The sequence below is a fragment of the Halosimplex salinum genome (genome assembly GCF_003730195.1).
In the GTDB taxonomy this organism is placed as follows: Archaea; Halobacteriota; Halobacteria; order Halobacteriales; family Haloarculaceae; genus Halosimplex; species Halosimplex salinum.
Genome location: NZ_QWGG01000021.1, coordinates 1 through 10,517 on the forward strand (window position 1 = coordinate 1; position 10,517 = coordinate 10,517).

The window sequence follows — 10,517 nt, forward strand, 5'->3', positions numbered from 1 at the left end:
GCTGGCGACGTGGCGCCAGCAGGGACGGAATCCCTACGCGGAACTCAAGCGCGTCGTCGAAAACAACGAGATGGTCTCACAGACTCACGCTGTGCCTGCCGTCGAATCCTCGGGGTAAACACATACCGTACGTCGAAGGATTCGCAGTGATGGGTGACCTCGACGTTGGTGGGATCGAGCACGCGTGGTGTCTACTCGACGGAGAGCATCTCGTTGACCCGACGACAGCATCGTTTGACCACTATTACGGTGTCGTCATAGACGATCCGGAGATCCTCCACCGGTATGCCGAAGAGTACCCTCACGAAGGGATTCTCGGCAATCACAAGAACCGATACGCATTTCTTCGAGACCGAGGTTACGTCGATTGATCCGGGACGCTTGACAGAATTCTTTGCCGCGATGTCCTTTGTGGCCCTCCCCTTAGGTAGATTCGCTGCGAACTCGCGTCGGAAAGCCGATTGTTGTCCTCAAGTTGTATTAGACCTTCAGCATATGATCGTAGATTCGTTCAGTGGTCTGGATACTGCGATGTCGTAATCGATTCCGGACATCGTAGAGCGTATTGTCGTCTTCTTCGTTCATCATTCTGTAGGCGACGCTATGTCGGAGTGCGTGCGGTGTCACGTCACTAGCGTTACCCCGAGTGCCATCAATCTTGTATGGCCGAACCTCTGCTTCCTCGGCGATCTTGTGAAGCATATTCCGAACGCCTTGTTCAGATATCCGATTGGAGGATCGAGACGGGAAGAGTGCTTGCGTGTCTTTCCAGCGGGAGTTGAGATATGCTGAGAGCAATCGCGCCGTGTCCTTCGATAATGTGAGGGTTACAGGTGGTGGGGAATTCTTGTTCGGGTAATCTTTCTGGATGTCTGTCGGGAGATAGAGTTCCGAGTTTCCGTTTCGAAGCAACGGCTTGTCAATCTGGACAAGCTCTCCAACACGGAGTCCAGTATCGTACGTGAACGCGATGATCGCTTCGTTACGTTGTTGGAGGTATTCTGCACCGGTGGTGTAGCATGCTGATCGGAGTGCTTCGACTTGGTCCGGTGTCATCCATACTTTCGCGCGAACTTTGGAGTTTGCAGGACTGCTCATTTCGGTATCGCCTCTTTATATACTGCTATTGGCCTGGACGCCCTTAACTTTGGACTCTACAAAGAGACTCCAAAGTTGAGGACGAGCTTCTCAACCGATCTTCTCTTTGCTGCTCACGACTCGGTCGCTTGCTCATCAAGGAGCTCTCGGAGATAGGAACGACTGGCAACGCCGACCTCAATCCCGCGAACGTAGTCGTCTTCGCCAAAGGCTTTGACGCCAGCTGAGCGTTGGGTGAATCCCTCAATGAGGACGAGACGGATACACTCGGTAACTGCAGATTTGCTATACGCTTCGACAGCGGTGCTGACGTATCGGTCGAAGTGGGCGTCCGGGTCCTGTTCCGGTCGGGGATCAGCTGCTCGTTCTAAGGCGAGCTCAATGACGTCATCGATGGAGGGATGGGCCGAGTTTCCCGTATTCTCCCGCACACGATACGTCTCGTCTGTGGACATGGCGACACGTTCTATTTCGAGTGGCAAAAGCACAGTTGGCGATCAATCGAGAACCACGTCATCGAAGGTTTTCTTCTCCCACGACCTACGATGAGGTATGCATTCAAACCAGGTCGGATCTGACTGGACAGTCGAGTGGGCGACACCTACGCCAGGTGGTGACGGGTATCTGGATAACTTGATGTTGAGCCGTGATCAGGCACGTGCCTATGGCGACGAGCTTGTGATGTCTTTACGCGTGGACAAGGAGATGTTGCAAGAGCGGGGGATAGATCCTACTGAGCCGTTTGCCTGGAAGATTGAGGACGGTGAGTTACTGACAAAGCAGATTTCGCGCCAGGCGTTCGAAACCGTTGCAGAGAGTGATCGAGATGATGCTGGGTATGCCAGTCACGTACTGGACGGGCGAGCGAGACGACGAATCAGAAACGGACAGTAGGGACTGAGCTATTGACCGGTGGTAAGACAGCGTCCGTCGTCACGGTTGCCGGTCGGGACGATAACCGCTTCTTCTGCCACCGTCATTCGTCCAGGAGACTATAACCAGTTAGCCAATCCTCAATTAGCCTATTCTGTATTAGGTTATTCGAGAGTTTTATCTGGCTGGGTGGCAGTCAAAGGATATGGAGCGATTCGTGGATCGGGAGGATGAACTCAGTCGGCTTCGAGACTGCTATGAGTCGGACGACGCTGATATGGTCGTGATTTTCGGGCGTCGCCGTCTCGGGAAAACCGAACTCGTCCGAGAGTCACTAACAAACCGCGATGACGCCATTCTGTACCAAGCGACTGAGACGACTCGGCAGATCCAGCTGGACGCATTTGTGGACGTAGCGGCTGAGTCGTTTCCGGGGATCGACCGGATCGAGAACGAGTGGGAATCGCTGCTTGGGTACCTCGCTGACCAGGATGCAATCATCGTGCTGGACGAGTTCCCGTACCTGATTGACGCCGACGAAAGCCTCCCATCGGTTATCCAGCGACTCTGGGATCAGGAGTTGCGTGACACGGGCGTGACGCTCGTGCTCGTCGGGTCCTCGATTAGTATGATGGAGGAGGCGACACTCCTCGGGAACAGTCCGTTGTATGGTCGATTCACTGAGAAGATCGATCTCCACCAGCTCGACTTTGCTGCCGTGCGGACGTTCTTTCCCGAGAGCTATACCCCCGAACAGTTGCTGTTCGCGTGGGGCGTGTTTGGCGGGACACCGTACTATTTGGACGGCATCGATCTGGATGGTGACCTCGGGACGGTCATCCAGCAGTCGCTGCTGTCACGGCAGGGATTCCTGCATGACGAACCGGAATACGTGCTCCGTACTGAGCTAACGGAGCCGAACCGATACTTCGCCATCCTGAAAGCGATTGCCGCCGGGAACACGACCTCGAACGAGATCGCACAAACAGTCGGGATCGATGGCAAACAGATTTCGACGTACACGCAGAAACTGGAGCGGCTGCGACTGGTCGAACGTGAGGTTCCTGTGACAGAGGACAAGACGGAGTCACGCCGAGGGCGGTACCGGATTCTCGATCCGTTGTTCAGGTTTTGGTTCCGGTTCGTCTACGGGAACGAAGACCGCTACGAGCGATTGGGTACCGACGCCTACGAGACGGTTATCGAACCGGAACTGGCGGATTTCGTGAGCCAGGAGTTTGAAAATCGCTGTCAGGACATTCTCCCAGATCTCTACCCCGAGCTGATGTTCACCGATATCGGCCACTGGTGGTACAACGAGTACGAAGTGGATGTGGTTGGATTCGATGCAGACGGGACGATGGTAACGGGTGAGTGCAAGTTCACGTCCGCACCACTCGATTACGGTGCGCTTGCCTCGCTTGAAGACCACACAGATGAGATTCGATGGTCGCCTGGTGATGGTGAGGTAGAGCACCAGTATGCGCTGTTCGCGCGAAACGGGTTCACGCAATCTGTTCGTGATGAAGCGTCGGACCGTGACGACCTGCAGTTGTTCGATCTTGAACAGATCGTTGACCCGGGCTCATCGCAGTAGGTTCGTCAAGAGCTGTGAGATCGACCGATGGCGAGAGAATAGTGACCGACATCTTTGATTCTGCTTTCCGAAGAGTGTGCTGCTCATCAACGTTGGTGGATGAACTCGATGCGTACCCTGAGGGAGCGACGATGCTCACGCCGCTCTTGCACAAGCGATTTCACTTCTCCAAGGTCCAAAAGCATCGAGTGTGCAGGGCAACCGAATCGTTACCGGAGTTCTGAGCCACAGTTCGGACAAAAGCGTTCGTCGCCGTCCAGCAGGTAGAGACACTCGACACAGATGCGGTTGCTCGGTGGGGTGGCGATCTCTTCGAGGAAGTCCATCGCAGTTTGATCTTCAGCATCAGGTTCGTAGAGATGAGATTAGTCAATAGGGTCTGGAATGGCACCCTCGGGGCTGTCGTGTCCTATTTTGACCAGAACGCATCGTAATCCGCTGGCTCAAAAGCAACGTTCCGAATTGCTTGGAGGAGTTGGGTATGGGTGACATCAAGCCGAAGTCCGCGTGGTGAGAGGCACCGATTGATCAGGGTATGCCAATTATAAAACAGAATAGCGATGTGCATACCGTAGAGACGCTGTTTGTCATCTTTGCCCTTAATGTGAGGCATGAAATTATTCACAATCTGGTTGATAGTCGGCTCAATAGCCCACCGTTGAATATACTGATATCGAACGCCAGCCCCTGAGCGATCTCGTAGAGAGCGATCCGTGAGATACGTCGCATGTGATTTGTGTTTATTAATTCCAACCCCATCCTGTGCGGCCACGTCCGAAAACACCTCAGTAAGCATCGGTATGGAATCATCAGGCACCAGCGGACCCTGGACTGTGGTATCTCCCTGGTCCTTGGTAGCAAGTGGGACGGCGATTTTTTCGCCGTCTTCTTCATGTTGTATTTCTTCTGTTAACACCTTCTCAGGGTCGATTTCGATGAGATCCGGATCATCGCTATCGTATGGGTATGTAACCACATTCGGCTTGGGCTCCGTGTTCCACTTCACGTCCTGAGCGAATCCAATGTAGTTGCTTGGTGTCAACCGCCTCAAACCTTTGATGATAGTATGGTCCGGCGCACTAATGACCCAATCGTCGCCCGCGAAGCGTCGGACTGTCTCGATCAGTTCGCCACTAACGTTTTCGCTGTCGATGAAAATCGAATCGATATCGACGGTATCGAAGGCGTTCGATAGAATCTCATCAAGAGCCGTCGGATAGTCATTCAGTGCCGGCACCAAACGGCCACCGAGGACAAATCGGCTCTCTGTGTCAATACCACCGGCGACGAGAAAGGTCCATTGCTCAGTAACGGCGTCGTTGTCAGCTTTCGGTGGACGGCCGATTGTAGCTTCAAGAGAGTCTCCCGTCCAATCGATACGGAACATGTCAGCGCCAATATTGAGCGGATCTGACCGTGACCAAAATCCAAACTCCTTCGCTAAGGCCAGCATCCGGGTATGTACCGCATCGAATTGTGCATCAATTGATGGTACCGAAGCGGAATCTGCATCGGGAGTAAAGTCGCGCAAGTCATACTCGGACGGTACTCGTTCAGGGACGTAGTTGTGTAGCCAGCCGCCCGATGGGATATTCTCTCGGGGATAGTCCCAATCACAGACCTCTTTCATTTCTTCTAAGCCACAGTCGAATAGTGCTGATGTAGCGAGGGCACCGATAAACGCCCGCATGTCGTGGTCAACCTTCTCGGTAGTGCGGCCGAACGTTAGCGGTTCGGTGGTGTGGTCAAGCAGGAGACGCACCCAATTCCGCAGTTCTTCTTTTTTCGTCTCACGTGAGACTGACTTCTCATTTAGTGGCGGCGCAACAGCACCAAAACTGTACGATTCCTTGATTGCGTCCGGTGGAACTACTCCCGCTCGAAAGACAGCATACACAGTCCTGGTAACCGCATCTTTGAAGGCATCCAGATCTATATCGTTGCCTTCGCTAAGCTCGCGGAACTCACGCTGTAAGACGTTGTACGAGGGGATATCATCCGGCCCTTCGTACCCAAGCAATGAATGAACGACAGAATCGACAGGGTCAGGACCAGATAAGTACGCATGCAGTTCCGTCCCATTTTGCCCGCGCGCCAATCGCAAAAAGAGCGCTTTCAGCCGGCGCTCGGGGATATCAAGTTCCGCCGGATTAATTCCCTCAAGCGCCAGTTTCTCCTCGCATAGATTCAGAACAACCTCATCATAGAGCTTCCCACCATCGTTCACATACTCTGATATATCCTTCCAGAAATCACGATTCTCGGCATGAAACTGAGCAGTGAGGTGTGTCCGACGGAATAACGTCTCAACGTCATCAACGGGCGAAGAGACTTGGATGTCAATCCCACGGCGTTCTATCGGTCCATACTTCCGTCCATCCGAATCAACGCCATCCTTCTCTGGAAACGGTGCATAGGCAGTCGGCGCTGTGTAGGAACCATCGTCTGGTGCCTGCATAGGAGCTGAGTCATCAGTATGCTTGATTGGAGAGCCGTCGTACACCAAATATAGATTATCATAACTTGTGGTGCGCAATAAGTGATTGCCCCCCGTATTCAGATGACGCAACAGTTGCTAAGAGCAAAATAAGTCGCCTCTTGGGTTCTATAATATAGGCCCCATAGAATTGGTGTCGCTGTCTGTCGATATACCCACAGACCGAGAAGAATTCACGCCGGCGACAACTTATCACTCATCCTATTCTTCAACATCAGGTAAAAATAACCAAACGTAGTGTCCCCCACGTGGGAATCATCTCTAAAGTATACAGAATCCATCAAGAGCAAAATATACAGCCACTTGAGTTTTGATTGTGTCGCTCACGTTTCAGAGTCGTCTGTTTTGATCTCGTCTTGGAAGTTCGAGACAGCATCGGCGTGTTGTTCGGTGGCCTGTCGTTTGCGTTCCGTTGTCTCAGCGATATTGTTGTGTTGGGCGATATCAGCGAGGTCTTCAGTTTCAGGATTGAGTTGGTATAGCTTGATTTTCCCGCCATCATCTGGATATTGGAAATACTCTTTCCAGAGTCCAGTTTTGGCACCTTCGGTGAGCCGACTTGCAACCGTGCCGTGACTCACCACGAGTGCATCATCGATTTCGCTGAATCGCTTGGGCCCATCAGCGAGCTGAGCGAGGATTTCTACTGCGCCTTTCTTCTGGAAGAAGTCTCTGACCTTCTGATGATCAATCTCGGTTTCCGGTTCATCATCCGGTTTTGTATCTTCAGTAGCGTCTACGGATTTACTGTTCTTATCAGGGTATTCAGAGCCCGAGTTGCTGGTTTTCTCTAAATTCCCGACAGTCTCTGTTTCGTCATCAGAGGTGTTTGAGGTGTCGTTCGGCATGTTGTTATCCTCCTCTTCGGGCTCCAAGGTTTTAACTTACAGTGAATCAAACCACTACTTACTCAAAATTAGAACTACTATGTACTTGAGCAACAACTGGCCGAACAGAGGTGAACAGGGCCGACATGAGTTCTGAAGCTTCTGACTCATACCAGTCGGCCATCGACACGGCAGAGGACCTACGAGATGATTTGGAGGCAATCGCAGCGAGCGATCTCCCATTCGCCTACGACGCCGAACGCATCTTAGAAGAATTAGATCGAACACGAGGTGACGACTCAGAATGAGGTGACGTACCGACCAGAAAACACTCGAAGAACAGTTACCGGCAATTCTCCACGAGCAATTTCAACTGGATGGACTACCGCGCGACCACGCCCGAATTATGTATATGCCTCATTCCCCTTTGAGATATGGAACGGTTCACGGAGGAAAACCGTGCCCTGCCTGTATCATAGCTCGATAAGCTGTTTGCCAAGTACCATACAGTTTATTGGCTATGAAAATGAAGGAAGGTACAGTATCATAATGGGAATCCCCTCTCAGATAAAGAACGGCGGATGGGGTGCGGTAGCCATTTACCTCTATTCCCTGTTCATCTCCCTATACTGGGATATTCCCCTGATTTCAACGGACCGGATAGCACTCGCAGCAGCGGCTGCTCCAGCCCTCATATTGATGTTCACTGTCGTCACCGCCAATGAATGGCTCAACGACTACTGGGCAGGTGGGAATCTGAAGCGGTCTGCAGAGACGATAGCAAGAATAACTGGAGAAAGTGACTTCTATGACTCTGCCCCACAGGAGGTGAAGGATTCAGTTGATGAATTCGACGAGCTAGGCTATAGCCATCATGTGGCCATCCTCTCGGGGATCATCCTCGCAATCGCAGTACCAATCACCGGGTATCTGATCGCTGAGGTTGTGGGCTTGTTCATTGGCGTTGCGCTTGCGTTCGTTATTCTTCGTGTGCTCTCCATCCGCTCCTACCGAGAGTTGAATCAGCTCGCAAAACAGATGTCCGTCCCCTACGAGGCAAAATATGAAAATCAGTAGACTCGAAGTTGAGAACTTCGCAATCAAGGAGAGCCCCACGATTAATCAGGATGCGATCTCGGGAGATGACTTGCTGCTGTCTGGCGGGAACCGATCCGGAAAGACCCTAACATTCAACGCGATCCTCTATGCACTGTACGGCCGCTCGGGTACGTTCGGAGTCACACCTGGTCAGCGCAGCATTGTAAATGTCCACTTCGACAATGCCGACGCGGTCTTACGGGATCGGAACCATACCTATGAGAGCGATGGCCAAGCCCTTGATGCCGATGAGGGTGTAGAATTGAATATCGGCCCGAAGGAGGATGTTCGCCTCCAGTTCATCACTGCAAATCCAGCAAACCAGCCGATTAGTAATCTGTCCGGGGAAGAGCTGCTCAATAGAATCAGGGCACTACTCAGCGCGGAGAATCAGGCTGAGATCGAACGCCATCGCCGCGCTAAGCATGATCTGGGCCACCTTCGAGAGACTCGAAGACGCGGCGAGCAGAAACCGAGTATCAGACAACTGGAGGAAGATCTAAATTCTCTCCCTATCTCACGGACTCAGAATCGAGTTAAGGAAATCAAAGAACTTGAAGGGCTGATTGAGTCAGGGGAGATTGAGAGTATTAGCGCTCGGCTTCAAACGAAAGACGAAGTCGCAGAACGACTCAATGAACTATATGATCGGCGACGAACCCTTGAGGATCAGCTTAAACAGAAGCGACGTGAGCTCGGCGATACGTCCAGATATACACAGAAGGTGAACGACCTCATCATCGACGCCATTCAGGAGTTTACCTGCCCTGTATGTGGCCGGCTGGTCGAAGAGAAGACCGCACGGAACCGACTACCGAACAGGTGCCCCCAATGTGGCCGTGAGCGTGATCTCACCGAACTCCGGGAACAGCTTCGAGAGAAGGTCGATAATGCGGATGACCGAATTGAGGGCCTGAAAGAGCAAATCGGGGAGTTAGAGGAAGAGCTCTCGGAAGTCAAGGCTGAAATCACGGAACTCAAGGAATCCGAACCTGAACTGCGTGACCTCAATCAATTCATCAGGACTGCTCTCAAGCAGGCAGAGTACGACATTGAACAACTTCGAGAAACAACAAAGGCTGAACTCGCGCAGAAGCAGGAGGACTTGGTGGAGTTCAAAGCTCAAAAAGAGGAGCTCAGTGCTCAACTAGAGAAGCGCCGAGAGCTTATCGATGCTATCGACGAGTCAATATCCGCTGCAGAAGTCCAGATTGAAGAACTGGAAACGGATGCATTCGAAGAAATTCGAGAAACATTCACAGACCGGCTCTCAGAGGTCTACCAAGAGATCGCACCGAACCTGGGTACCGAAGTCGGTCTAACGTCGGATGGTGAATTGGAGTTCCCGGGAACGGGGTCTGAAGGCATTCGTCCTTATGACCGGCTCAGTAGTGGCGAGAAACGCTTGGTCAATCTTGCGTTCGGCCTCACAGTAGCACAGTTCGCTCAAGGAAACGAGGATGCACATGACTGGGAGGTGTTGGTGCTTGACGAGCCGCTTACGAACCTTGAATCGGACATACAGGACGCGGCTGCACGCTATCTGCGGGACACAGACATTCAGTGCATTATGACGTCTCCACTCGATAGAGTTCAATCACACTTCCAAGACGACCACTCCCAAATCATTCAATTGGACCGTATTAGCACGGAATCGACGACTCTTGATGAGTACCTATGAGTGACGAGGACCATCACCCGGAGCTGCTCCTCCTGCACGAAACAGGCGGAGAAATCGAAGGCCGTGGAAAGTATCACAAGCTCTTGGATCGCTACCGCCGTGAGCCGGGAGATACTGATGTAAATTCTGTCCTTAAGGAGCGAGGCCCGTTCAATGAAGGACTTTCACGAAGCATCAAGCGGTACATCGATATGGGAATTGTTGAGACCGATGAGGAGGGGCAGTCCCGGGATGTCAAAGAAACGGAGAAGGGAAAGCGATATGTGAGCGGGTTCGAACGCACGAAATCATACTTGGATGATTCGTTCCAGAGTACACGCGACCAAGTTCAGAGAGTAGCTCTGAAATATGGCAACAAGAGTATGAATGAACTGGTACAGGAACCAGACGTTCAGGAGGACAAGCAACGCTCACTCGGAACTCCGCTCCCGGAAGAGTCTGAGTCCAAAGATCAAGAATAAACCATACTGGGTGATCAGCAGCATCTACTGCAACGGGCTAACGATGAGCAGGTCAGGGGCACGTTAGCTCAACGGGTGTTCCCGCAACCAGATGATGGAAGTGCTGGGCATCAGTAGACGCGCAACAGCGCATCCGTCTGCCCTGTGTTCTGCATATCATAGAGTTCAGTCGGTCACGTGCCATCAACCGGATCGTTCGTCGGTTTGGACTTAAGCCCCCTCCGCACACGTCCCCCGACTCCTCCCCATTATTGCTACCACGCTCTTGTGAAGGACATTGTTGGTGAGTCAGAGAACAGTTCGAATAATCTCTTTCAGGGCGTCTCGCCCGGGTTTGCGTAGGATTTCTCGGCGAAGTTCGAAGAGTCTGAGATACGCAGTGAGA

At 52.3% G+C, this 10,517-nt stretch carries 10 protein-coding genes and 2 pseudogenes; 6 read left to right on the top strand and 6 right to left on the bottom strand.

All coding sequences use genetic code 11. From position 1 onward, the window contains the following. Positions 1-149: 149 nt before the first annotated feature. Positions 150-371 carry a hypothetical protein gene (locus D1409_RS24065; protein ID WP_123539497.1) on the top strand — a complete coding sequence of 74 codons (222 nt, stop codon included), beginning with the start codon at positions 150-152 and terminating at the stop codon, positions 369-371. 109 nt (positions 372-480) lie between these two features. Here the strand turns inward: D1409_RS24065 and D1409_RS24070 are convergent, their stop codons facing one another. Then, on the bottom strand, positions 481-1,098 hold the full coding sequence (locus tag D1409_RS24070; RefSeq protein WP_123539498.1) for a tyrosine-type recombinase/integrase: 618 nt from the start codon (positions 1,096-1,098) through the stop codon (positions 481-483). A 113-nt stretch (positions 1,099-1,211) separates the two neighbouring features. Next, positions 1,212-1,553 carry a hypothetical protein gene (locus tag D1409_RS24075; protein WP_123539499.1) on the bottom strand — a complete coding sequence of 114 codons (342 nt, stop codon included), beginning with the start codon at positions 1,551-1,553 and terminating at the stop codon, positions 1,212-1,214. 97 nt (positions 1,554-1,650) lie between these two features. Here D1409_RS24075 and D1409_RS24080 point away from each other — a divergent pair, with 97 nt between their 5' ends. Next, the gene (locus D1409_RS24080) at positions 1,651-1,992 is read left to right on the top strand and encodes a hypothetical protein (RefSeq protein WP_123539500.1); all 342 of its coding nucleotides are present in this window, start codon (positions 1,651-1,653) and stop codon (positions 1,990-1,992) included. A 184-nt stretch (positions 1,993-2,176) separates the two neighbouring features. Next, entirely contained in the window at positions 2,177-3,568 is a 1,392-nt protein-coding gene (locus D1409_RS24085) for an ATP-binding protein (protein ID WP_123539501.1), read from the top strand. Positions 3,569-3,777: 209 nt separating this feature from the next. On the opposite strand, the pseudogene D1409_RS25795 reads toward D1409_RS24085, so the two are convergent. The 3 genes and pseudogenes from D1409_RS25795 to D1409_RS24100 all read right to left on the bottom strand — a co-directional run. Next, positions 3,778-3,924 (bottom strand): annotated as a pseudogene (locus tag D1409_RS25795) (zinc ribbon domain-containing protein); the annotation flags it as partial. Between the two features lie 53 nt (positions 3,925-3,977). After that, a complete protein-coding gene (locus D1409_RS25070) occupies positions 3,978-6,071 on the bottom strand; it encodes a hypothetical protein (protein WP_164471899.1) in 2,094 nt (697 codons plus the stop codon). Positions 6,072-6,388: 317 nt separating this feature from the next. Beyond that, positions 6,389-6,913: a winged helix-turn-helix transcriptional regulator gene (locus D1409_RS24100; protein ID WP_123539503.1), complete on the bottom strand. Its 525-nt coding sequence runs from the start codon at positions 6,911-6,913 to the stop codon at positions 6,389-6,391. Between the two features lie 528 nt (positions 6,914-7,441). Between D1409_RS24100 and D1409_RS24105 the strand changes: the two genes are divergently transcribed. Genes D1409_RS24105 through D1409_RS25080 form a run of 3 tightly spaced genes read left to right on the top strand, consistent with a single transcriptional unit; the run spans position 7,442 to position 10,132 of the window. Continuing rightward, entirely contained in the window at positions 7,442-7,969 is a 528-nt protein-coding gene (locus D1409_RS24105) for a hypothetical protein (RefSeq protein WP_123539504.1), read from the top strand. Then, a complete protein-coding gene (locus tag D1409_RS25075) occupies positions 7,956-9,671 on the top strand; it encodes an AAA family ATPase (protein ID WP_164471900.1) in 1,716 nt (571 codons plus the stop codon). Before D1409_RS24105 ends, D1409_RS25075 begins: the two co-directional genes overlap by 14 nt. Continuing rightward, positions 9,668-10,132 carry a hypothetical protein gene (locus D1409_RS25080; RefSeq protein ID WP_164471901.1) on the top strand — a complete coding sequence of 155 codons (465 nt, stop codon included), beginning with the start codon at positions 9,668-9,670 and terminating at the stop codon, positions 10,130-10,132. The genes D1409_RS25075 and D1409_RS25080 overlap by 4 nt, the downstream gene beginning before the upstream one ends. Positions 10,133-10,420: 288 nt before the next feature. Here D1409_RS25080 and D1409_RS24120 read toward each other — a convergent pair. Continuing rightward, positions 10,421-10,517: pseudogene (locus tag D1409_RS24120) on the bottom strand (IS1595 family transposase); the annotation flags it as partial.

What these genes read in the sequence shown, in the direction of transcription:
- D1409_RS24065 (WP_123539497.1), top strand. Translation starts at nt 150, where the DNA reads ATGGGTGACCTCGACGTTGGTGGGATCGAGCACGCGTGGTGTCTACTC.
- D1409_RS24085 (WP_123539501.1), top strand. Translation starts at nt 2,177, where the DNA reads ATGGAGCGATTCGTGGATCGGGAGGATGAACTCAGTCGGCTTCGAGAC.
- D1409_RS24105 (WP_123539504.1), top strand. Translation starts at nt 7,442, where the DNA reads ATGGGAATCCCCTCTCAGATAAAGAACGGCGGATGGGGTGCGGTAGCC.
- D1409_RS24070 (WP_123539498.1), bottom strand. Translation starts at nt 1,098, where the DNA reads ATGAGCAGTCCTGCAAACTCCAAAGTTCGCGCGAAAGTATGGATGACA.
- D1409_RS25080 (WP_164471901.1), top strand. Translation starts at nt 9,668, where the DNA reads ATGAGTGACGAGGACCATCACCCGGAGCTGCTCCTCCTGCACGAAACA.
- D1409_RS24080 (WP_123539500.1), top strand. Translation starts at nt 1,651, where the DNA reads ATGCATTCAAACCAGGTCGGATCTGACTGGACAGTCGAGTGGGCGACA.
- D1409_RS25075 (WP_164471900.1), top strand. Translation starts at nt 7,956, where the DNA reads ATGAAAATCAGTAGACTCGAAGTTGAGAACTTCGCAATCAAGGAGAGC.
- D1409_RS24100 (WP_123539503.1), bottom strand. Translation starts at nt 6,913, where the DNA reads ATGCCGAACGACACCTCAAACACCTCTGATGACGAAACAGAGACTGTC.
- D1409_RS24075 (WP_123539499.1), bottom strand. Translation starts at nt 1,553, where the DNA reads ATGTCCACAGACGAGACGTATCGTGTGCGGGAGAATACGGGAAACTCG.